The organism is Streptomyces sp. NPDC001530 (genome assembly GCF_042894545.1).
Lineage (GTDB): Bacteria > Actinomycetota > Actinomycetes > Streptomycetales > Streptomycetaceae > Streptomyces.
Genome location: NZ_JBIAVS010000034.1, coordinates 61,637 through 82,272 on the forward strand (window position 1 = coordinate 61,637; position 20,636 = coordinate 82,272).

Here is a 20,636-nt window from a genome sequence, read left to right on the forward strand (position 1 = left end):
ACTGGGGCGGGCGCATCAACGGCGCACTGAGGCTTTCACGCGCCCTCGGAAGGTCAGCACACGCCGGACCGGAGGTCAGCACACGCCGGACCGGAGGTCAGCACACGCCGGACCGGAGGTCAGCACACGTCAGACCGGCGGTCCATCACCCGCCGGTCCGCCTCTCCGCCGACCCGCCAGTCCGACGGGCAGTCACCCGTCGGCCACCCCCAGAGGCCTACGCCCCCTCAACCCCCGTCACCGGCTGGATGTCCAGCTGGAGCTCGTCCGCGTGTTCGCCCGTCACCAGGAACACGACGCGCTTGGCGACCGCCACCGCGTGGTCGGCGAAGCGCTCGTAGTAGCGGCCGAGCAGGGTGACGTCGACGGCCGTCTCGATGCCGTGCTTCCAGCGGTCGTCGAGCAGGTGCTGGAAGAGCGTGCGGTGCAGGAGGTCCATCTCGTCGTCGTCCTGCTCCAGCTGGAGGGCGAGGTCGACGTCCTTGGTGATGACGACCTCGGCCGCCTTGGCCATCAGGCGCTGGGCGAGCTGGCCCATCTCCAGGATCGTGGCGTGCAGGTCGTGCGGGACCGCGCGGTCGGGGAAGCGCAGCCGGGCCAGCTTTGCCACGTGCTGGGCCAGGTCGCCGGAGCGCTCCAGATCGGCGGACATGCGCAGCGAGGTGACGACGATACGGAGGTCCGTCGCCACCGGCTGCTGGCGGGCCAGCAGGGCTATCGCCCGGGCCTCCAGCTCGTGCTGGAGATCGTCTACCTTCTGGTCGGCCGCGATCACGCTCTCGGCCAGCTTCAGGTCGCCGTCGAGGATGGCCGTCGTGGCGCGCCCGATCGCCGACCCGACGAGCCGGGCCATCTCGACCAGGCCCTCGCCGATCGAGTCAAGTTCCTCGTGGTACGCGTCACGCATCTGGTTGTCCCTCTCTTACGTCAGCCGCTCTTGCGTCAGCTCTTACGTCAGCCGCCGGATCTGCCCCCGGACAGGCCCCGTGAGTCCCACGCTCCCACGTTCCGGCCCGTACGCGTCCGTTTCCGTCACCCCAAATGAACCATCCCTAGCTCCTAGGTGAACTCTGGGCGACGAGTGTTCGAGGTCGCACTCGGATGGCTGTGGTCAGCCGTGACGGCATGCCTAACCTGGATGCATGGACGTGAACGCGGCGGTCGCCGCAGCGGCAGCGATCGCCGGAGTGCTCACCGGTGTCATCGCCATGCTGGCGTTCCGCTGGAGCGAGCGCGACCAAAAACGCCCGACCCGCACTTCGCTGCATACGGACCCGGTGCTTCCGCCGGGTGTGGACACCGTGCTCTCCGTGCTCCGGTCCTCGGCCGTCGTACTCGACGAGGCGGACGCCGTGGTCAAGGCGAGTTCGGCCGCGTACGCCCTCGGGCTGGTGCGCGGCGGCAAGCTGGCTGTCGAGCCGATGCTCCAGATGGCGCGTGACACCCGTCGTGACGGGGAGATACGTCAGGTGGAGCTGGATCTGCCGAGGAGGGGAACGGGGAGGGGAGAAGCCCTCGCCGTCTCCGCGCGCGTGGCGCCGCTCGGCTCCCGGCTGGTGCTGCTCCTCGTGGAGGACCTGACGGAGGCACGGCGCATCGAGGCCGTACGACGCGACTTCGTCGCGAACGTCAGCCATGAGCTCAAGACACCCGTCGGCGCGCTCTCCCTGCTCTCCGAGGCTGTCATGGACGCCTCGGACGACCCGGAGGCCGTCGAGCGCTTCGCCGGACGTATGCAGATAGAGGCCACCCGCCTCACCAACCTCGTACAGGAGCTCATCGACCTGTCGAGGGTGCAGAACGACGATCCCCTCGAAGACGCCGAGCCCGTACGCGTGGACGAACTGGTCGCCGAGGCCATCGACCGGTGCCGCCACCAGGCCGGCACCAAGCAGATCACCATGGCCGCGGGCGGCACCGCCGACCTGAGCATCTGGGGGAACCGGGGCCAGCTGGCCGCCGCCCTCGGCAACCTCGTCGAGAACGCCGTCAACTACTCGCCGGCCCGCACCCGCGTGGGCATAGCCGCGCGCCGGGTGACCGCGCCGGGCGGAGAGCACATCGAGATCGCCGTGACCGATCAAGGCATCGGCATCTCGGACAAGGACAAGGAGCGCATCTTCGAGCGCTTCTACCGCGTAGACCCGGCTCGCTCCCGCCAAACGGGCGGTACGGGCCTCGGTCTCGCGATCGTCAAGCACGTGGCCGCCTCGCACGGCGGGGAGGTCACGGTGTGGAGCTCCGAGGGTCAGGGCTCCACCTTCACCCTGCGGCTGCCGGAGGCGGGTGCGGCCCGCGACCGCGTGACCGACCAGATGCCCGGCCTCGACGAAGAGGACGAGACCGGACAGCCCGACGGGACGACCACCGTCACATCCCCGTATGAACCGCTTCCTGCCCCGGAGGTCCTTCCGTGACCCGTGTGCTCGTCGTCGAGGACGAGGAGTCCTTCTCCGACGCCCTGTCGTACATGCTCCGCAAGGAGGGCTTCGAGGTCGCCATCGCGACCACCGGGCCCGACGGACTCGACGAGTTCGAGCGCAACGGCGCCGACCTCGTCCTGCTCGACCTGATGCTGCCGGGGCTGCCCGGCACGGAGGTCTGCCGTCAGCTGCGCGGCCGCTCCAACGTCCCGGTGATCATGGTCACCGCCAAGGACAGCGAGATCGACAAGGTCGTCGGGCTGGAAATAGGAGCCGACGACTACGTCACCAAGCCCTTCTCCTCCCGCGAGCTGGTCGCCCGTATCCGGGCCGTCCTGCGCCGTCGCGGGGAGCCGGAGGAGGTCACTCCGGCCGCCCTGGAGGCCGGGCCCGTCCGCATGGACGTCGACCGCCACGTGGTCACCGTCTCCGGCTCCAAGGTCGACCTCCCCCTGAAGGAGTTCGATCTGCTGGAGATGCTCCTGCGGAACGCGGGGCGCGTCCTGACCCGTATGCAGCTCATCGACCGCGTCTGGGGCGCCGACTACGTCGGCGACACCAAGACGCTCGACGTCCACGTCAAGCGCCTGCGCGCCAAGATCGAGCCGGACCCGGGCGCGCCGCGGTACCTGGTGACGGTGCGAGGCCTCGGCTACAAGTTCGAGCCGTAAACCGCATACTGCGCCGAGCACCGAGCACGACGAAGGGCGGCACCCCGGGAGGGGTCCCGCCCTTCGTGCGTACGGATTTACGTCACTGAGCGGCGGACTCCGACGCCGTGGCCGTCGCGCTCGCCGAGGCCGCGTCCGTGGGCGTGCCCGACGCGGACTCGGACGGGGAGCCGGAAGCGGACTTGGACGGCGTGGTGCTCGCCGACTCGGCCGCGGACGCGGAGGCCCCCGGGGCCGCCGGGATGTCGCTCGGGCCCCACTTGGAGAAGTAGCTCTCGGCCGGGACGATGTAGGCGCTCAGCTTCACGTCGCCGGTCTTGCTGAACGTGAAGGCGACCTGCTGCACGCTGCCGTCCTGGACGGCCTCATGACCGTTGGGCAGCACGGCGGAGGCGTTGTCCTTGCCGCCGATCACGACGGAGCCGCCGGCCGGGACGACGAGCTTGCCGGTGCCCTTGGCCGGCTTGATCTGGGCGGCCACGCCGGTGCCCGTGAGGGTGATCGAGTCCACGGTCTGGTCGGTGGACCCGTTGTTGAAGAGGGTCGCCGAGACCACGGCCGGGCCGGTCGACTCCAGGTCGGGCTGGGTGATGATCAGGGCGTTCTGGACCTTGATGTCGCCGACGGTGGTCGCCGCGTTGTCCGGCTTGACCTCCAGCGTCTGGGCGTCGCTGCCGGCACCGCACGCGGCGAGCGAGGCGATCGAGAACGCGATGGCGGCGGCGGCGAGAGCGCCGCGTCGAAGGCTGCTGCTCACGGCGGCGGCAACTCCTTGAACGTGGGCGAAGCAGGGCGACTCCTGTGTAAAGCCGCCCTAAGGGTCTGTCAGCGGCCTTAGGTTACCGAGCCGTTCCCACGCCACCGCACCCGACCCTCCCCAAGGTCGCGACTTTGCTCGACCAGGGGTACCCCACCTAACCGCCGACGGGCATCGGTGCGCCCTGTGTGCGCCCCGCCGGTCGCGCACTTCTCGGCCGCTCCATCGACTACTTTGGCGACACGCTGGTCCGCCATTCACATAAGTACCCCGGACATCCGCTTGCGGATTTCACGTATGGAATGCATGGCGGTCCAGAAAATCGATCTTCGGCCCAAGATCGGTGACCGTGATCAATTCCGGATTCGTCTCGTACTCGACTCCGGTCACCGAACGGAGTAGTGGAAGTCGCACTCTTGGAGCTGGACAAACCTGGATGTTTGGACCCTGGTCAGCGGCTTCCGTTGTCTGTAACGTGCGCGTTTCACTCCCCCTGGACAGCCGCTCCGACCTGCGAATACCCTCCTCCGCTCACCCCTCGAAGCACGTTCCTGTTGCGGTTGTCAAGCCCCGAGATATGCCCTGACCTGCGAAAACGCCATTCAGAAGACGCCGTATCCGTGTTACCCTGGATAGCCACGGAAGGGGTACCTGTCACATGACGTTCAAGGTTGGCGACACCGTGGTCTATCCCCATCACGGGGCCGCGCTGATCGAGGCCATCGAAACTCGCCAGATCAAAGGCGTGGACAAGACCTACTTGGTGCTGAAGGTCGCCCAGGGCGACCTGACGGTGCGTGTGCCAGCGGACAATGCGGAGTTCGTCGGCGTGCGTGATGTGGTCGGTCAGGACGGGCTGGACCGGGTCTTCGAGGTGCTGCGCGCGCCGTACGCCGAGGAGCCCACGAACTGGTCGCGTCGTTACAAGGCAAATCTGGAGAAGCTCGCCTCCGGCGATGTCATCAAGGTCGCGGAAGTCGTGCGTGACCTGTGGCGTCGTGAGCGCGAGCGCGGACTCTCCGCCGGTGAGAAGCGCATGCTCGCCAAGGCCCGGCAGATCCTGGTCAGTGAGCTCGCTCTCGCGGAGAACACGAACGAGGACAAGGCCGAGGCCCTGCTCGACGAGGTTCTCGCGTCCTGACGCAGGCGCAGTCGCCGAGACGGCAGACGTCTTGACGTACGCACAAGCCCGCGCAGCTGCGCAATGAAATGCCGCGGTGCCCGATGACGCAATTGCTGTCGCCGGGCGCTGCGGCATGTTCATACCCGCGCCCACTCGATATACCGGACGCTCACCCGGTACACCGGTCGTATCCGATATGGCATATCCGATACTTGGCGTGCCGGGCCCGGGCAGCTGGCTTGACCAGATGTCACGGAAGGGTCCCCGGTCAAGGCGTCGCGCCCGGCACTCCCCCAACCTTCGGCCGGGGGTGCCCGCAGAGGCCATACCCATCCCGGCCGAGCACACAAACCTGACAGGAACCGATGTCCTACGATTCACGCCCTTCGCCTTCGGGATCCCGTACTGCCGCCGTGATTCCGGCCGCCGGCCGGGGGGTGCGCCTCGGCCCGGGCGCCCCCAAGGCGCTCCGCGCGCTGAACGGCACCCCGATGCTCATCCACGCGGTGCGCGCCATGGCCGCGTCCCGCGCCGTCTCGCTGGTCGTCGTCGTGGCCCCGCCCGACGGCGCCGCCGAGGTGAAGGCCCTGCTCGACACGCACGCGTTGCCCGAGCGGACCGACTTCCTGGTCGTTCCCGGCGGTGACAGCCGTCAGGAGTCCGTGAAGTACGGGCTCGACGCGCTGCCGCCCGGCATCGACATCGTCCTCGTGCACGACGCGGCCCGGCCGCTCGTGCCCGTCGACACCGTGGACGCCGTCATCGAGGCCGTACGGGACGGGGCCCCCGCCGTCGTACCGGCGCTGCCGCTCGCCGACACCGTGAAGGAGGTCGAGCCGGCGGCCGTGCCGGGCGAGCCCGAGCCCGTCGTCGCCACGCCCGAGCGGGCGCGGCTGCGGGCCGTGCAGACGCCCCAGGGGTTCGACCGCGAGACGCTCGTACGGGCCCACGAGACCGTCACCGACAACGTGACCGACGACGCGAGCATGGTCGAGCAGCTGGGGCTGCGGGTCGTGGTCGTGCCCGGGCACGAGGAGGCGTTCAAGGTGACGCGGCCGCTGGACCTCGTCCTCGCGGAGGCGGTTCTCGCGCGGCGGAGGCTGAACGATGGGTTCTGAGGGACCGATGGCTGCTGAGGGGCCGGCAATTCCGCTCGTCGGTATCGGTACGGACATTCACGCCTTCGAGGAGGGGCGGGAGCTGTGGTGTGCCGGGCTGCTGTGGGAGGGGGAGGGGCCCGGGCTCGCCGGACACTCCGACGCGGATGTCGTCGCCCACGCGGCGTGCAACGCGTTGTTCTCCGCCGCGGGGCTCGGTGACCTCGGCGCGCACTTCGGGACCGGGCGGCCCGAGTGGTCCGGTGCGTCGGGAGTCACGCTGCTGACGGAGGCCGCGCGGATCGTGCGTGCGGCGGGGTTCACCATTGGAAACGTCGCCGTGCAGGTCGTCGGGCCGCGGCCGAAGATCGGCAAGCGGCGGGACGAGGCGCAGAAGATCCTCTCGGATGCGGTGGGGGCACCGGTGTCGGTGTCCGGTGCCACGACGGACGGGCTCGGTTTTCCGGGGCGCGACGAGGGGCTGATGGCGGTCGCCACGGCGCTGGTGCTGCGCACGGGCTGAGGGGAAGCGTTTTTCGCCCCGGGCTGGAGATTTTCAGCCCGTCCGGCGTCTGAGGACGAGCGCGCAGCGCGATAGCGGGGGTCTGGGGGCGCAGCCCCCAGGGACGATGGGGGTCCCCCCCTGCTCGAGCGAAGCCGAGAGCTTGGGGGAGGGTAGGGGCGGAGGGGGCGAGAAAACACCTTCACCTTCCGCCGGACACGCGTCCCACCGTCGGCGTCGGCGCCCGTATGTCACGAATACGTGCCCCTTGCGGCGGAGGGTCGCGGGGCACTGGTCGGTGGCCACTACCCTGGAGTGGTGACTATTCGCCTGTACGACACCAGCGCCCGGCAGATTCGTGATTTCACCCCGCTCGTGCCGGGTTGTGTCTCGATCTACCTGTGTGGCGCCACCGTGCAGGCCGCACCGCACATCGGGCACATCCGCTCGGGCCTCAACTTCGACATCATGCGCCGCTGGTTCGAGTACCGCGGCTATGACGTGACGTTCATCAGGAACGTCACGGACATCGACGACAAGATCATCACCAAGTCGGCCGACCAGGGCCGCCCTTGGTGGTCGATCGGGTACGAGAACGAGCGGGCGTTCAACGACGGTTACGACGCGCTCGGTTGCCTCCCGCCGACCTACGAGCCGCGCGCCACCGGGCACATCACCGAGATGGTCGAGATGATGCGCGGTCTCATCGAGCGCGGTCACGCGTACGAGGCCGACGGGAACGTCTACTTCGACGTGCGGTCCTTTCCCGAGTACCTCCGGCTGTCCAACCAGGAGCTCGACAACCTGCTCCAGCCCTCCGGCGAGGGCGAGACCGGCAAGCGGGATTCGCGCGACTTCGCCATGTGGAAGGCGGCGAAGCCGGGGGAGCCGAGCTGGGAGACGCCGTGGGGTCGGGGGCGGCCCGGCTGGCACCTCGAGTGCTCCGCGATGGCCCACAAGTACCTGGGCTCCGCCTTCGACATCCACGGCGGCGGAATCGATCTGATCTTCCCGCACCACGAGAACGAGATCGCGCAGGCCCAGGCCTTCGGCGACGAGTTCGCCAAGTACTGGGTGCACAACGCCTGGGTAACCATGAGCGGCGAGAAGATGTCGAAGTCCCTCGGGAACTCGGTGCTCGTCTCCGAAATGGTCAAGAACTGGCGCCCCATCGTGCTGCGGTACTACCTCGGCACCCCGCACTACCGCTCGATGATCGAGTACAGCGAAGAGGCCCTGCGCGAGGCCGAGTCGGCGTTCGCGCGCATCGAGGGCTTCGTGCAGCGGGTCGTCGAGAAGGCCGGGGGAGTCGTCGAGCCCGCGCCCGAGGTGCCGCCCGCCTTCGCCGAGGCCATGGACGACGACCTGGGCGTGCCGCAGGCGCTCGCCGTCGTGCACACGACCGTGCGGCAGGGGAACTCCGCCCTCGCCGCCGACGACAAGGAAGCCGCCGTCGCCCGCCTCGCCGAGGTCCGGGCCATGCTCGGCGTCCTCGGGCTCGACCCGCTCGACCCGCACTGGGCCGGTGAGGGCGACCGCGGCGAGGATCTGCACGGCGTCGTCGACACCCTCGTACGCCTCGTGCTGCAGCAGCGTGAGGCGGCGCGCAGCCGTAAGGACTGGGCGACCGCCGATGCCATCCGGGATCAGCTCAACCAGTCGGGGCTCGTCATCGAGGACAGCCCGCAGGGGCCACGCTGGACACTCGGGCCGCGCTGAGTATTTCTTGATCGATTGTGCCGTCCGGGTCTCCGGGCGGCACACTTCATGTACGACACTTCGAATACGTCATGGATGTCACGTCATGGACGTACGGACGCACGCTTACAGACGGGTAGGTCATGGCCGCTAACAACCGCCGCATGTCCGGCAAGAAGGGCGCGCAGGTCGGCAGTGGCGGCCAGCGACGCCGGGGCCTGGAGGGCAAGGGTCCGACCCCGCCCGCCGAGATGCGCAAGGGACACAAGAAGAACCGCCTCGCCACCGCCAAGGCCAAGCAGGCGCAGCGCCGGCCCGCGCCGCGCGGCCGGGGCGGCAAGGGCACGTCCGAGATGGTCGTCGGGCGCAACCCCGTCGTCGAGGCGCTGCGCGAGGGCGTGCCCGCCGTCACGCTCTACGTCCAGCAGTTCATCGACAACGACGAGCGGGTGCGGGAAGCCCTTCAGCTCGCGGGTGAGCGCGGCGGCATCCACCTCATGGAGGCGCCGCGCCCCGAGCTCGACCGCATGACCAACGGGCTCAACCACCAGGGTCTCGTCCTCCAGGTCCCGCCGTACGAGTACGCGCACCCCGAGGACCTCGCCGCCGCCGCGTACGACGAGGGTCAGGACCCGCTGATCGTCGCCCTCGACGGTGTCACGGACCCCCGGAACCTGGGTGCCGTCGTCCGGTCCGTCTCCGCCTTCGGCGGGCACGGCGTCGTCGTGCCCGAGCGGCGCGCGGCCGGCATGACCGCCGGTGCCTGGAAGACGTCCGCCGGTACCGCGGCGCGTACGCCAGTCGCCCGGGCCTCCAACCTCACGCGAGCCCTTGAGGCGTACAAGAAGGCGGGCCTCATGGTCGTCGGCCTCGCGGCGGACGGGGAGGTCGAACTCGGCGAGCTGGAGGCCCTCGGCGGGCCCGTGGTCATCGTCGTGGGCAGCGAGGGCAAGGGGCTGTCGCGGCTCGTCGGTGAGACCTGTGACTTCCGGGTGCGGATTCCGATGCCGGGTGGTGCGGAGTCGCTGAACGCCGGTGTGGCGGCGGGAGTTGTGCTGTACGAGGCGGCGCGGCGCCGGGCCTGAGGGCGCCCGGCGGGTGGGCTGGGCGGGGGCGGGCTGCGCAACCCGGCGCTTACGGGGTGCCTCCCCCAAGCTCTTCGAGCAGGGGGTACCCCCAGTGCCCGCCCTCCCCCAAGTTCTCGGCTTCGCTCGAACAGGGGACCCCCATCGCCCCAGCGGCACGATTGCCCGCAGCTACGATCACCTTGACGCGGTCCGGACAGATCGGCGTGGTCAAAGCAGTGTCCTAATCACACGTCACTCGGTTAGATGAGTGTGGACACCAGAACACCCCGCACACCCACGGGGGACCGCTCGTCGGGATTCGACGACGCTCCCGCGCTGAGCATGGTGAAGGTGCCGAGCGATCCGGCGCAGGTCATCGTCAATCATGCGAGCTTCCGCGTGCAGCTGGGCGCTGCGCCGCGGAACCAATCGCCGCGTATCGCGCGGCACTTGAGCTCCACCTACGACACCGCGCGGATCCCCGTCGTCGGTACGGCGGGCAGAGCGGGCGCGGCCGTCGGGGCCCGCCGCCGGGCCCCCGTCGTCTGGAGCGGGAAGTCCGCGCCGGACGACACGGGCGCCCACCGGCTGCTGCAGGCCGTGCGGAGCACGAGCCTGCGCCACGGCTCTCCCGACCCGGCGGGCGACGCCGGCGCGACCCAGGTCATCCCGCGCATCGACGAACACCGTGACTACGACGGCGATCTGACCGTCGAGACGATCGAGACGCCCCTCGTCGGCAGCCAGCGCACTCCCCACCACTCGGGCGAGCCCCGCCTGCTTCCGCACATGCGCAGCGTGGGCAGCGCGTACGACGAACCGCGGTACGCGGGCGGGGAGTTCGAGGAGGAGGTCTTCGAGGAGGAGGCCTTCGAGGACGGCGAGATCGGCGAGGGCGGCGCGGCGGGGGGCAGGCGGCACGGAGCCGACCCGGTCCGGCACGCCTACTACCCCGGCCGCCGGATGAACCTCGGAGTCGTGCTGCTTCCGCTGCGCGTCTTCCTCGGGTTCATCTCCATCTACGCCGGCATGGGCAAGCTCTGCGACCCCGTCTACTTCGACGGCGGCAAGCGCGGCTCCATGGTGAAGTGGCTCAATACGCTGCATCCCTGGGAAGTCGCCGAGCCGCTGCGGCAGTTCGCGCTCCAGCACCCCGTCGGCGCCGGGCTCGTCATCGCCTTCTTCCAGGTCATCGTGGGCGTCCTCACGGTGCTCGGGCTGTGGCAGCGGGTCGCCGCCGTCGTCGGCGCGATGCTGTCGGCCGCGCTCATCGTCACCGTCAGCTGGAAGACGGTGCCCGCGTACGACGCGCCGGACATCATCTACCTCGCCGCCTGGTCCCCGCTGATCATCGCGGGCGCCCCCGTCTACTCCGTGGACGGGCGTCTCGCCAGCGGGGCCTGGCGCTCGCTCGGCCCGCGCGCCGAGATCTGGGAACTGCGGCTGCGCGTGCTGCGCCGTGGCGCGCTCGTCTCCACCGTCGCCATCGGCCTCACGCTGCTCATCGGCTCGCTCCTCGGCGGCGCCGTCCGCGACGCCGACCGGGTCGTCGTCCCGGGTCCCGGCGAGGCCCCGCGCAACGAACTGCCCGGCTCCCCGCTCCCCGAGACGCCCGGCAAGCGGCACCACAAGGCCACCCCGTCGGCCTCCGAGGCGCCCACCCAGGGCAGCTCCTCGTCCCCGTCGGGCGCGGCCACCACGCCGGGCGCGGTCGGCGAGACCGGCACGGTCAGCAGCGGGCCCAGCCAGACGGCGGGCAGCGGCCAGGCCCCGCCGCAGCAGTCCTCTCCGGTGAACCAGGCCCCGAGCACCAGCGCGGGCCCGACGTCCAGCGGCGGCACGGGCGCCGGCGGCACCAGCTCCGGTGGCTCCACCGGCAGCCCGAGCGGCGGCAGCGGCTCCGGCGGTTCAGGTGGCTCAGGCGGCTCGGGCGGGCTCGTGGGCGGGCTCCTGGGGTAGCTCCCCTCGGGCGGTACGACGAGGGGGCCCCGCACAACAATCGTGCGGGGCCCCCTCGTCGTACGCCTGAAAAAGGCTCTCAGCGCCCCAGCGCCGCCAGCTCCTTCGCGGCCTCCCGCAGGTCCTTGGCCGTGTCGATGGCGCGCCAGTACGCGCCCTGGGGGATCGGGAAGCCGGCCAGGCGGCGTTCGCGGGCCAGGCGCGGGAACGTGGTGCGCTCGTGGTCACCGCGCTCCGGGAGCATGGAGGCGAACTCGGCGGAGAAGACGTAGACGCCCGCGTTGATCTCGTACGTGGTCGGCGGGGACTCGATGAAGTCCGTCACGCGTCCGAAGCCGTCCGTCTTGACGGCGCCCCACGGGATGCGGGGGCGGGCGAGGGCGAGGGTCGCGGCCGCGTCGCGCTCGGTGTGGAAGTCCGCCATGTCGCGCAGCGAGAAGCGGGTCCAGATGTCGCCGTTCGTCGCGTACCACGGCTGGTCGGGGTGCGGGAGGTGCGCGGCGGCGTACTTGAGGCCGCCGCCGCGGCCGAGGGGCTCCGTCTCGACGACCGTCGTGACGTTGACGGGGAGGTCGGCCGACTCCAGCCACTTCTGGAGGACCTCGGCGAGGTGGCCGCAGGAGACGACGACGTCGGTCACGCCCTCTTCGGCGAGCCAGGTCAGCTGGTGCCCGATGATCGGTGTCCCGGTGCCGGGGATCTCGACCATCGGCTTGGGCCGGTCGTCGGTGTAGGGGCGCAGCCGGGAGCCCTGGCCGCCGGCCAGGACAACGGCTTGAACGGGGCGCGACGCGGCGTTCGGATCGGTCATGACCGAACTGTACGTCGCGCCCCGCTCGCGGCTTCTGGCGGCAACCGATCCTTAATCAGCCGTTACCTGACGGACCGGAAGGGGCCGTTGTGGCAGGCCGGGATCGGGAGCGGGCCCGGTGTCAGAGATGCGTGGCCGCGACCCCCGAGGCGAACGACGTGTCGCAGACGGGCCGGGCGAAGGACTGGGCGCGCACGGGGCCGTACGCGCGGACCGCGGCGCGGCCCAGGGCGCGGGCGATGGCGACGCAGTGCTTCGCGAGCGACGGGCGGCCGTTCACCGCCTCCTGGAGGTGGGTGAGCGCGACGCCCGGGTTCTTCTCCTGGAGCTCCAGCAGCAGCTTGTCCCGCAGGACGTCCTGCGGGGCACGGGCGACGGCTGGGCCGGAGACGTCTGACGAGATGGCTTCGGACGCGGTGAGCACCGAGTTCGAGGGATTCCCCGACCAGTTGACTCGGGTGACCGCGAGGGTCCCGGAGAGCACCAGGACGACAGGCAGAACGAGGGCGAGGGTGCGGCCGATCCGGCGGGCGGGGCCACGGCCACGCCGGGTCCGTTGGTTAGTGGTGGAGTGCTTCACGCGAGTGAGGGTAGCGCGGGGTGATGATTTGGCGACATTTAGTCACCGGTTCGGGGGATGAGGAAGTGACGTTTTTTGGGTAGTGCGTTGACGCACAGATATCGAAATGCCCGGTCTGCCGGGGTATTTGTCGACAGCGAAGAGGGCCCCGCAGCAGGCTGCGGGGCCCTCTTCGTCAACTTGGGTGAATTCAACCCCTACGGGGTGTCAAACCCATTCGGCTCGCCTCAGTCGGAGAGGCGCTCGCCCGTCGAGGTCGAGAACACGTGGGTCTCGCCCGGACGCGGCACGACGTGCAGCGTGGCGCCCTTCTCCGGGACCGCGCGGCCGCTGACGCGGACGACGAGGTCCTTGTGGTCGTCGCCGACCTTGGCGGTGCCGTAGACGTAGCCGTCGGCGCCGAGCTCCTCGACGACGTTCACCGAGACGGCGAGGCCGGCCGGGGCGTCCTCGGTGTCCTTGGAGAGGCTCTTCGCGGCGTCGCCGTTGTGCTCGACGATGTCGAAGTGCTCCGGGCGGACACCGACGGTGACCGTGCGGTCGCCCTTGTCGGCGGCGGCCTTGAGTGCCTCGCGGTTGACCGGGACGACGCTGTTGCCGAACTTCACGCCGCCGTCGGTGATCGGGACCTCGACCAGGTTCATGGCGGGGGAGCCGATGAAGCCGGCGACGAAGAGGTTCGCCGGGCGGTCGTACATGTTGCGCGGCGAGTCGACCTGCTGGAGCAGACCGTCCTTGAGTACGGCCACGCGGTCGCCCATGGTCATGGCCTCGACCTGGTCGTGGGTGACGTACACCGTGGTGATGCCGAGGCGGCGCTGCAGCGACGCGATCTGCGTACGGGTGGAGACGCGGAGCTTGGCGTCGAGGTTCGACAGCGGCTCGTCCATGAGGAAGACCTGGGGCTCACGCACGATGGCGCGGCCCATGGCGACACGCTGGCGCTGGCCGCCGGAGAGGGCCTTCGGCTTGCGGCCGAGGTACTCGGTGAGGTCGAGGATCTTCGCCGCGTCCTCGACCTTCTGGCGGATCTCGGCCTTCGGGACACCGGCGATCTTGAGCGCGAAGCCCATGTTGTCGGCGACCGTCATGTGCGGGTAGAGCGCGTAGTTCTGGAACACCATGGCGATGTCCCGGTCCTTGGGCGGCAGGTGCGTGACGTCGCGGTCACCGATGCGGATCGCGCCGGCGTTCACGTCCTCGAGCCCCGCGAGCATGCGGAGCGAGGTGGACTTGCCGCAGCCGGAGGGACCGACGAGGACGAGGAACTCGCCGTCCTCGATGTCGATCTCCAGGGCATCGACGGCGGGCTTCTCGGAACCCGGGTAGATCCGGGTCGCCTTGTCGAACGAGACAGTGGCCATGGTGATGGGCCCCCTTCACCGGCAGGAACGTGCCGGACGATCCGTTGTAAAGGTGGTGATCCACTATGGAACCGACCATAGTGGTGTAGTCCACGAGAGTGAACTGGTTCAGGACGCTACCTGGCGTTCACGTGTTCTGTCAGTACTCCGAGACCAGTGAAGTTCGCGGAAATTTTCGACAGGGGCCCGGTGTGACGCGGGTACACTGCACGGGCACGCACACCACGCGCGCAGGCCTCCTTAGCTCAGCTGGTCAGAGCGCCGCTCTTGTAAAGCGAAGGTCGTCGGTTCGAATCCGACAGGGGGCTCCACCAGCTCAGGAACCCGGTCGGCGCCCGTCGCCCAGGGCCCGCAGCGCCCCGTCCGTCAGCCGGTACACCGTCCACTCGTCCTGCGGGCGGGCGCCCAGCGCCTCGTAGAAGTCGATCGAGGAGCGGTTCCAGTTCAGGACGGACCACTCCAGGCGCTCGTATCCGCGCTCTGCGCAGATCCGCGCCAGCTCCGTCAGCAGTGCCTTGCCGTGGCCGGCGCCGCGGGCCTCGGGGCGTACGTACAGGTCCTCCAGGTAGATGCCGTGGACGCCGCGCCAGGTGGAGAAGTTCAGGAACCACAGCGCGAAGCCGACCGGCTCGTCCGTCGTGTCGTCCACGGCTATGTGCGCGTACGCCGCCGGGTGTGTGCCGAAGAGCGCCTCGCGCAGCTGCTCCGGGGTGGCCCTCGCCTCGTCCGGGGCTTTCTCGTACTCGGCCAGTTCGCGGATCAGGGCGTGGATGACAGGGATGTCGGCGGGGGTCGCGGTGCGAATCATGGGGCGAGGCTAGCTTCGGTGGTCGCGCAGGCGCCTCGCGATTTCCAGGTGGTCCGGTACCAGTGGGCGGCCGCCCTCGGTCTCCCAGAGGGAGTTCTGCAGGACGCGGGCCAGGGTCCAGGCCTTCGCCCGCTCCCGGTCCAGTCCGAGGACGTCCGTCATCGCCTCGAAGCGCCAACAGATCTCGTCGGGGTCGAAGCGGTTGTCGAGGGCGGGGAAGAGTTCGAAGCCGGGATCGCCCGCCAGGGGTTTCGGGTCGATGGCGAGCCAGGGCTCGCGGTCGGCGGCGAGGACGTTGTCGTAGTGGAGGTCCCAGTGCAGGAGGCGGTCGCCGGGCTCGGCGGCCACCTCGCGCACCGCCGCCGCGCAGTCCGCGATCAGTCGGCGGTCCGCCGGGTCCGGGATGCGGCGCAGTGCCCGCGGGACCCGTTCCAGCATCGCCGCCGAGATGTCGCCGAGCCGGCGCAGGCCCTGCGGCGCCGTTGTCGCCGTCAACCGGGCCAGCAGCCGTGCGATCACCAGCGCGGCCTCGCGCGAGTCCGGCAGGTAGGTCAGCATGCGGGCGGCGTCCAGCCGTTCCAGCAGCAGGGTGCCCGTGCCGTCGTCGTACGCCAGGAGTCGTACGGCCCCGTCGCCGCCCCACACCCTCAGGGCGAGCGGCTCTCCGGCACTCTCCTCGTCCAGGGACTGCAGCTTCAGTACGGCCCGGCTCCCGTCGGCCCGCACCACGGGAAGCACCAGCGCGCACATGCCGTACATCGAGGGTCCGTCGAGGGTCAGGTCCCACCGGTCGAGGAAGTCGGCGGCCCGGCGCGGCAGGTCCGCGATGAAGGCGCGCCCCGCCTCCCCGTTGAACTTCTCCTGCGACGCCGCCAGCTCGTCCGGAATGTCAATCACCCGCGGGACACTACGGGCGTGAGGGAATCGGCGCATGCGAATTGACCGGGGCTTCCACAGGGTGTGGACGTACGTGCGCGGCGCCCCCGGTACGTACGTCTGGCTGGCGATCCTCTTCGTCACCACGGTGGCCGTGCACCAGATGTCGCCGGAGTTCGAGGCACAGTTCCTGCGGCAGCGCTCGACGAACATCTACGAGCTGTCGAACGACCCGGTGCGGGTGCTGATCGCCAGCGCCATGTGGATCGACAGCGGGCACTGGCCGCCGTACGCCGTCCTGTACAGCGTCTTCCACGCGCCGGCCGAGCGCTGGCTGGGCACCGCGCGCTGGTTGCTGGTGTGCGTGGCCGCGCATGTGCTGGGCACGCTGATCAGTGAGGGGGCGCTGCTGCTGGCCGTCCGGCACGGGGTGGCGCCGCACTCGGCGGTCAACACGCTGGACATCGGCGTGAGTTACGCGCTGGCGGGGGTGATCGCGGTGCTCACGTACCGGATCGCGGCGCCTTGGCGGTATCCGTACCTGGCGGTCGTGCTCGCCGTGTACGGGGTGCCGCTCGCGACCGGCCGCACCTTCACCGATCTCGGACATTTCACCTCCGTACTCCTCGGTCTGGCCTGCTATCCGCTGGTCAGCGGCCGGGGAAAAGCAGGGAATCCGAAGGAGACAGTGGCCGCTCCCAGGGGTTAACGTCCCGGCCATGAGCAGCAGTACGGTCAATGGCGGCATCTCCTTCTGGTACGCGGACGACGGTCTTCCTCAGGTGCGCGAGCCCCTGCCCGGTGACGCGTCCGCCGACGTCGTCATCGTCGGCGGCGGCTACACGGGACTGTGGACCGCGTACTACCTGAAGAAGGCGGCCCCCTTCCTCCGCATCACCGTCCTGGAGCAGAAGTTCTGCGGTTACGGGGCCTCGGGGCGCAACGGCGGCTGGCTCTACAACGGCATCGCGGGCCGCGACCGGTACGCGAAGCTGCACGGCCACGAGGCGGCGGTCCGCCTCCAGCAGGCGATGAACGAGACGGTGGACGAGGTGGTGCGGGTCGCCGCCGAGGAGGGCATCGAGGCGGACATCCACCAGGGTGGCGTCCTTGAAGTCGCCTACACCCCGGCCCAGTTGGCGCGTCTCAAGGCCTTCCACGCGCATGAGCTGTCGTACGGCGAGAAGGATCGGGAGCTGTACGGCGCGAAGGAGACCGCCGAGCGGATCCGGGTCGCGGACGCGGTGGGCTCGACGTGGACCCCGCACGGGGCGCGGCTGCACCCGGTGAAGCTGGTGAAGGGGCTCGCGGCGGCCGTCGAGGCGCTCGGCGTCACCATCCACGAGCAGACGCCGGTGACGGAGATCCGGCCGAAGCACGCGGTGACGCCGTACGGCACCGTCCGCGCGCCGTACGTGCTGCGCTGCACGGAGGGTTTCACCGCGAGTCTCAAGGGCCAGAAGCGCACCTGGCTGCCCATGAACTCCTCGATGATCGCGACGGAGCCGCTGTCGGCGGAACAGTGGGAGAGCATCGGCTGGGAGGGGCGGGAGACGCTCGGCGACATGGCGCACGCCTACATGTACGCGCAGCGCACCGCCGACGACCGGATCGCGCTCGGCGGCCGCGGAGTCCCGTACCGCTTCGGCTCGCGCACCGACAACGACGGCCGTACGCAGCAGGCGACCATCGAGGCGCTGCACGAGATCCTCGTCCGCTTCTTCCCGTCGCTGGCGGGGGTGGAGGTGGCGCACGCCTGGTCGGGTGTCCTCGGCGTCCCGCGCGACTGGTGCGCCACGGTGACCCTGGACCGCTCGACGGGCCTCGGCTGGGCGGGCGGTTACGTCGGCTCCGGCGTCGCCACCACCAACCTCGCCGCGCGCACGCTGCGGGACCTCGTCCAGCAGGACTCCGGACAGGCGGGCGCGACCGACCTGACCGGGCTTCCGTGGGTCAACCACAAGGTCCGCAAGTGGGAGCCGGAGCCCTTCCGATGGATCGGTGTGCACGGGATGTACGCCACCTACCGCACGGCGGACCGCCGCGAACTGACCACGCACAGCGCCCAGTCGTCGCGACTGGCGCGAGTGGCGGACCGGGTGGCCGGGCGCCACTGACCGTCGTCGACGAGCCAGGTTTTACGGCCTGATTGCCGTCTCACAGCTCTCTCATAACTCCGCTTCCCCTGAAGCTGGTTGGCAGCTTGTGTCATGTACGCCACGGCTTCCTCAGGGGAGGACACTTTCATGGCAGCCAATGGCTTCCGAAGAAGGAGACGGGTGTGGGCGGTCTTCGCCGCAAGCGCCGCTCTGGGCCTGACAGTTACACAGGCCCAGGCGGCATCCGGCGGTGACACCGACCCCTTCGGTGTTCGAGCACTGCGGCAACAGGCCCTTCTGAACCAGCAGAAGGGCCTGTCCGCTTTCGCGGAGGAACCGGGGGACGAGGACGAGGACGAGTCGGGGAACATAGCCGAGCAGGCCGACCAGTACGCGGAGGCGCGGACCTCGCCGGGGATCGTGGCGCCGGGCGCCTACGGGGCGGCGTACGACGAGCTCTCCGATCTGCCGCACACGGACGGCAGTTGGAGTGATGTGACCCGGCTGCCCTACGACGCCGACGACCCGCGCTATCGCGACATCAACTCCAACTCCAGTGGGGGCGCGGGCAAGGTCACCGGACGGGTGACCGGGATCGCGGCCGACAGCCACGGGTATGTGTACGCCGGCGCCGCCAACGGCGGTGTCTTCCGGTCGAGCCGTGGGGGCGGCCACTGGAAGAACATCTCCGACCGGCTGCCCGCCCTGTCCACCGGCGATCTGCAACTCGACCCGCGCGGCCGCCTCTGGTACGCGACCGGCGAGGCCAACACCAGCGCGACCTCCTTCCTCGGGACGGGGGTCTACGTCCTCGACGACCCGCGCAAGGGCAGCTTCGGCCCGCGTGACCGGGTGGGCGGGGACGAGCTGGAGTCCACGTCCATCAACGCGTTGCGGTTCGCCGGCGACAAGGTGTGGGCGGCGACCACGCGCGGCGTGTGGAGCCACTCGACCAGGTCGCTGAAGGGCGCCTGGAAGCTGGAGTTCGCGCCCAACCCCGACTATCTGCCGGGTGGTTCGAAGGCGTCCGACCCGTCGGCCGCGTACAAGAACATCACGAGCGACATCGCCATCGATCCGAAGGACCCGCGCAAGGTCGTGCTGGCCGTCGGCTGGCGCGGCGGCGACACGTACAACGGCTTCTATGCGAAGGGGAGTCGGGGCTGGGAGCGGCTGACCGGTCTGGGGGATCTGCCGACCAACAGCGAGGACGTCGGCAATGTGACCTTCGCGCGCAGTGCGGACGGGTCGCGGTACTACGCCATCGACCAGTCGCCGGAGATGACGGCCGAGAACCCGGACAGCGGGCTGGAAGGCATCTTCGTCTCCAAGTCCGGTTCCCCGACCGGGCCCTGGACGCGGATCGCGAGCTACGAGCAGCTGCGGGACTCGGGCTCCGCGCTCACCGGTGAGGGGTACCAGCCGGGAATCCAGGCCTGGTACGACCAGTTTCTCACCGTCGATCCGAAGGACCCCGACCATGTGTACGCGGGCCTGGAGGAGGTCTTCGAGACCAAGAACGGCGGGGCGAGCTGGAGCGTCCCCGGGCCGTACTGGAACTTCGGCTTCGCCTGCTGGTCCATCGACCCGGCGAAGCAGAGCGGCGACTGCCCGGCGACCACCCACCCCGACCAGCACTCGGTCGCGATCGGGAGCAATGGGGGCGCGCCCTATGTGGTCGTGGGCGACGACGGTGGTGTCTACCGGCGGCCCGTCAAGGGAAGTGCCGACGCTTCGGGGCACGCCACCGACTGGACGTCCCTGAACGACGGCACGATGGACGGCCTGCAGTACTACTCGGTGGGCGTGGGGGCCGACTCCCGCGGTCTCGCCGTCAGCGGCGGCCTCCAGGACAACGGCCAGTCGATCCTGCGGCCCGGCGACCGGGTGATGGGCTCCAACTTCGGGGGCGACGGCGGCGATACGATCGTGGACCCGGACAACGGGTGCAACATCGCGGCGGAGTACGTGTACCTGGCCGTCTCGGTCACCAACAACTGCGCGGTGAACGACGGCAGTTGGATCACCGATCCGACCAAGGTCACGTCCTACTCCGTTGCGCCGCCCGACAATGCCACAGGCGAGGCCCGCTTCATCGCCCCGCTGAACGCCGACATCAAGGACAAGAACACCTGGGTCGCGGGCGGCCGGCACGTCTGGATCAACACCCATGGGTACGCGATCCGCAGCGGCGGGGAGTGGTTCGGCGCGTACGACCTCGGTCAGGGCCACACCGCCACGGCCGTCGCCTCCTCAGGCGGCAAGGTGTACGCGGCCTGGTGCGGGCCCTGCAACAACCAGGGCTTCACGCGGGGGATCGCGGTCGGCAACGCGGACGGCACGGGCTGGCACCAGCTGACCCTGCCGGTCGACGGGACCGTGCCCAACCGCTATCTGTCCGGCCTCGCCATCGACCCGGCCAACTCCGATCACGTCCTGCTCGCCGTCAACGGCTTCTCGCGCAAGTGGACCGAGGGACCCGGCGCGGGCGTAGGCCACCTGTTCGAGACGACGGACGGCGGCGTGACCTGGAAGGACGTCTCCGGGAACCTTCCGGACGTGCCCGCCAACTCGGTGGTCCTGCTCAAGGGCGGGGTCGTCGCGGTCGGCACGGACCTCGGTGTGCTGGTGCGCACGTCCCGGTCGTCCGGCTGGAAGGTCGCGGGGGACAACCTGCCGACCACGGCCGTACTCCAGCTGCGGACCGGGCCCGACGGGCGGCTGTACGCGGCCACGCACGGGCGGGGGATCTGGGCGATCGATGTACGGCGACTGCGCTGATCCGGGCCTGAGGGGACCTC

18 protein-coding genes and 1 tRNA gene are annotated in these 20,636 nt (G+C 70.0%); 12 read left to right on the forward strand and 7 right to left on the reverse strand.

The window, feature by feature from the left end; translation table 11 throughout:
* Positions 1-217 precede the first annotated feature (217 nt).
* Entirely contained in the window at positions 218-907 is a 690-nt protein-coding gene (gene phoU / locus ACFY0T_RS45005; RefSeq protein ID WP_388884346.1) for a phosphate signaling complex protein PhoU, read from the reverse strand.
* A 235-nt stretch (positions 908-1,142) separates the two neighbouring features.
* Here phoU and ACFY0T_RS45010 point away from each other — a divergent pair, with 235 nt between their 5' ends.
* The gene (locus ACFY0T_RS45010) at positions 1,143-2,417 is read left to right on the forward strand and encodes a sensor histidine kinase (RefSeq protein WP_388884347.1); all 1,275 of its coding nucleotides are present in this window, start codon (positions 1,143-1,145) and stop codon (positions 2,415-2,417) included.
* Positions 2,414-3,094 (forward strand): response regulator transcription factor, encoded by a 681-nt coding sequence (locus tag ACFY0T_RS45015; RefSeq protein WP_009340348.1) that lies wholly within the window; start codon positions 2,414-2,416, stop codon positions 3,092-3,094. Before ACFY0T_RS45010 ends, ACFY0T_RS45015 begins: the two co-directional genes overlap by 4 nt.
* An 82-nt stretch (positions 3,095-3,176) precedes the next feature.
* On the opposite strand, the gene ACFY0T_RS45020 is transcribed toward ACFY0T_RS45015, so the two are convergent.
* The gene (locus tag ACFY0T_RS45020) at positions 3,177-3,851 is read right to left on the reverse strand and encodes a DUF461 domain-containing protein (protein WP_388884348.1); all 675 of its coding nucleotides are present in this window, start codon (positions 3,849-3,851) and stop codon (positions 3,177-3,179) included.
* 658 nt (positions 3,852-4,509) lie between these two features.
* Here ACFY0T_RS45020 and ACFY0T_RS45025 point away from each other — a divergent pair.
* From ACFY0T_RS45025 to ACFY0T_RS45050, 6 genes are all read left to right on the forward strand, one after another.
* Entirely contained in the window at positions 4,510-4,992 is a 483-nt protein-coding gene (locus ACFY0T_RS45025) for a CarD family transcriptional regulator (protein ID WP_003953493.1), read from the forward strand.
* 347 nt (positions 4,993-5,339) lie between these two features.
* Positions 5,340-6,092 (forward strand): 2-C-methyl-D-erythritol 4-phosphate cytidylyltransferase, encoded by a 753-nt coding sequence (gene ispD, locus ACFY0T_RS45030; RefSeq protein ID WP_388884349.1) that lies wholly within the window; start codon positions 5,340-5,342, stop codon positions 6,090-6,092.
* Between the two features lie 7 nt (positions 6,093-6,099).
* On the forward strand, positions 6,100-6,594 hold the full coding sequence (gene ispF, locus ACFY0T_RS45035) for a 2-C-methyl-D-erythritol 2,4-cyclodiphosphate synthase (protein WP_388884350.1): 495 nt from the start codon (positions 6,100-6,102) through the stop codon (positions 6,592-6,594).
* 297 nt (positions 6,595-6,891) lie between these two features.
* A complete protein-coding gene (gene cysS / locus ACFY0T_RS45040) occupies positions 6,892-8,292 on the forward strand; it encodes a cysteine--tRNA ligase (RefSeq protein ID WP_388884351.1) in 1,401 nt (466 codons plus the stop codon).
* Positions 8,293-8,414: 122 nt separating this feature from the next.
* Complete coding sequence (gene rlmB / locus ACFY0T_RS45045) at positions 8,415-9,356, forward strand: 23S rRNA (guanosine(2251)-2'-O)-methyltransferase RlmB (RefSeq protein ID WP_388884352.1); 942 nt, start codon at positions 8,415-8,417, stop codon at positions 9,354-9,356.
* Positions 9,357-9,602: 246 nt separating this feature from the next.
* Positions 9,603-11,297 carry a DoxX family membrane protein gene (locus ACFY0T_RS45050; RefSeq protein ID WP_388884353.1) on the forward strand — a complete coding sequence of 565 codons (1,695 nt, stop codon included), beginning with the start codon at positions 9,603-9,605 and terminating at the stop codon, positions 11,295-11,297.
* A gap of 79 nt (positions 11,298-11,376) precedes the next feature.
* Here the strand turns inward: ACFY0T_RS45050 and ACFY0T_RS45055 are convergent, their stop codons facing one another.
* The 3 genes from ACFY0T_RS45055 to ACFY0T_RS45065 all read right to left on the reverse strand — a co-directional run bounded on the left by ACFY0T_RS45055 (position 11,377) and on the right by ACFY0T_RS45065 (position 14,052).
* Positions 11,377-12,108, reverse strand: coding sequence for an NDP-sugar synthase (locus ACFY0T_RS45055; RefSeq protein WP_388884354.1), 732 nt, complete (start codon positions 12,106-12,108; stop codon positions 11,377-11,379).
* 121 nt (positions 12,109-12,229) lie between these two features.
* Complete coding sequence (locus tag ACFY0T_RS45060; RefSeq protein WP_388884355.1) at positions 12,230-12,688, reverse strand: hypothetical protein; 459 nt, start codon at positions 12,686-12,688, stop codon at positions 12,230-12,232.
* A 227-nt stretch (positions 12,689-12,915) separates the two neighbouring features.
* Complete coding sequence (locus tag ACFY0T_RS45065; protein ID WP_388884356.1) at positions 12,916-14,052, reverse strand: ABC transporter ATP-binding protein; 1,137 nt, start codon at positions 14,050-14,052, stop codon at positions 12,916-12,918.
* 234 nt (positions 14,053-14,286) lie between these two features.
* Here ACFY0T_RS45065 and ACFY0T_RS45070 point away from each other — a divergent pair.
* A tRNA-Thr gene (locus tag ACFY0T_RS45070) sits at positions 14,287-14,363 on the forward strand.
* A 5-nt stretch (positions 14,364-14,368) separates the two neighbouring features.
* On the opposite strand, the gene ACFY0T_RS45075 is transcribed toward ACFY0T_RS45070, so the two are convergent.
* Both ACFY0T_RS45075 and ACFY0T_RS45080 read right to left on the reverse strand, forming a co-directional pair.
* Complete coding sequence (locus ACFY0T_RS45075) at positions 14,369-14,860, reverse strand: GNAT family N-acetyltransferase (RefSeq protein ID WP_388884357.1); 492 nt, start codon at positions 14,858-14,860, stop codon at positions 14,369-14,371.
* A 9-nt stretch (positions 14,861-14,869) separates the two neighbouring features.
* Complete coding sequence (locus ACFY0T_RS45080) at positions 14,870-15,793, reverse strand: aminoglycoside phosphotransferase family protein (protein ID WP_388884358.1); 924 nt, start codon at positions 15,791-15,793, stop codon at positions 14,870-14,872.
* On the opposite strand from ACFY0T_RS45080, the gene ACFY0T_RS45085 reads away from it, so the two are divergent.
* The 3 genes from ACFY0T_RS45085 to ACFY0T_RS45095 all read left to right on the forward strand — a co-directional run bounded on the left by ACFY0T_RS45085 (position 15,792) and on the right by ACFY0T_RS45095 (position 20,616).
* Positions 15,792-16,445, forward strand: a complete 654-nt coding sequence (locus ACFY0T_RS45085; RefSeq protein WP_388884359.1) for a rhomboid-like protein — start codon at positions 15,792-15,794, stop codon at positions 16,443-16,445. The genes ACFY0T_RS45080 and ACFY0T_RS45085 overlap by 2 nt on opposite strands.
* Before the next feature lie 10 nt (positions 16,446-16,455).
* The gene (locus tag ACFY0T_RS45090; protein ID WP_388884360.1) at positions 16,456-17,853 is read left to right on the forward strand and encodes an NAD(P)/FAD-dependent oxidoreductase; all 1,398 of its coding nucleotides are present in this window, start codon (positions 16,456-16,458) and stop codon (positions 17,851-17,853) included.
* A 129-nt stretch (positions 17,854-17,982) separates the two neighbouring features.
* Positions 17,983-20,616: a glycosyl hydrolase gene (locus ACFY0T_RS45095; RefSeq protein WP_388884361.1), complete on the forward strand. Its 2,634-nt coding sequence runs from the start codon at positions 17,983-17,985 to the stop codon at positions 20,614-20,616.
* Positions 20,617-20,636: the final 20 nt, after the last annotated feature.

Coding starts and splice junctions, on each gene's coding strand:
- ACFY0T_RS45025 (WP_003953493.1), top strand. CDS start 4,510: ATGACGTTCAAGGTTGGCGACACCGTGGTCTATCCCCATCACGGGGCC.
- rlmB (WP_388884352.1), top strand. CDS start 8,415: ATGGCCGCTAACAACCGCCGCATGTCCGGCAAGAAGGGCGCGCAGGTC.
- ACFY0T_RS45010 (WP_388884347.1), top strand. CDS start 1,143: ATGGACGTGAACGCGGCGGTCGCCGCAGCGGCAGCGATCGCCGGAGTG.
- ispF (WP_388884350.1), top strand. CDS start 6,100: ATGGCTGCTGAGGGGCCGGCAATTCCGCTCGTCGGTATCGGTACGGAC.
- ACFY0T_RS45055 (WP_388884354.1), bottom strand. CDS start 12,108: ATGACCGATCCGAACGCCGCGTCGCGCCCCGTTCAAGCCGTTGTCCTG.
- ACFY0T_RS45090 (WP_388884360.1), top strand. CDS start 16,456: ATGAGCAGCAGTACGGTCAATGGCGGCATCTCCTTCTGGTACGCGGAC.
- phoU (WP_388884346.1), bottom strand. CDS start 907: ATGCGTGACGCGTACCACGAGGAACTTGACTCGATCGGCGAGGGCCTG.
- ACFY0T_RS45075 (WP_388884357.1), bottom strand. CDS start 14,860: ATGATTCGCACCGCGACCCCCGCCGACATCCCTGTCATCCACGCCCTG.
- ACFY0T_RS45085 (WP_388884359.1), top strand. CDS start 15,792: ATGCGAATTGACCGGGGCTTCCACAGGGTGTGGACGTACGTGCGCGGC.
- ACFY0T_RS45095 (WP_388884361.1), top strand. CDS start 17,983: ATGGCAGCCAATGGCTTCCGAAGAAGGAGACGGGTGTGGGCGGTCTTC.
- ACFY0T_RS45065 (WP_388884356.1), bottom strand. CDS start 14,052: ATGGCCACTGTCTCGTTCGACAAGGCGACCCGGATCTACCCGGGTTCC.
- ACFY0T_RS45050 (WP_388884353.1), top strand. CDS start 9,603: ATGAGTGTGGACACCAGAACACCCCGCACACCCACGGGGGACCGCTCG.
- ACFY0T_RS45080 (WP_388884358.1), bottom strand. CDS start 15,793: ATGCGCCGATTCCCTCACGCCCGTAGTGTCCCGCGGGTGATTGACATT.
- ispD (WP_388884349.1), top strand. CDS start 5,340: ATGTCCTACGATTCACGCCCTTCGCCTTCGGGATCCCGTACTGCCGCC.